Annotated in this window: 1 protein-coding gene; it reads right to left on the bottom strand. The window is 37.5% G+C overall.

What is annotated here, in order from left to right; translation table 11 throughout:
* Positions 1-541, bottom strand: a 541-nt coding sequence (locus R7Z50_RS30470; protein WP_318150146.1) for a contractile injection system protein, VgrG/Pvc8 family, incomplete at both ends; no start/stop codon positions are given.

Raw genomic sequence — 541 nt, 5'->3', positions numbered from 1 at the left:
GTGAGGCTGGTTTTAGCATATTGAAGCCAGACTTCTGGCTTGATTTAGTCGTTAAAACTTGTGTTTCGTTCCAAGCAGAAATGTGACTCGACTCTGAACTGCCTGTATCGAAATCGACCATAAACTCAGGACTGGGTTTGTAAAAGCTTACATCATCAAAAATATCTAGGACATGGGATGATTTAGAGTGACTAAAGCAAAAAGAGAGCCCTTCTTCGGCTAGGAGGCGCTGAACAAAAGCAAGATCAGATTCTTCATACTGAACTTTGTAGGAATATTGGGGATACGTATTTTTTAGTTCAAATTTAAATGCAACACCATGCTCTGAAAGCACTTCGGAAATAATGTCTTTTATATTTTTCTTCTGAAAGATTTTACAATTATTTCTGTACGCTGCGAACTTAACTTTCGGTTCAACAATAATTTCAATATTTTTGTAGTTTTCTCCATTATGAGAATTCATCACTCTCTGGCCTTCGAGCTTTGCAGCAGAGACAATGCCATGGAAAAAACGCGGACTTTTAGAAACACGACTACTATT

Source organism: Vibrio sp. 1249-1 (assembly GCF_033340495.1).
The sequence above is the reverse complement of the archived record's forward strand: the minus strand, read 5'-3'. Positions and strand labels throughout refer to the sequence as shown.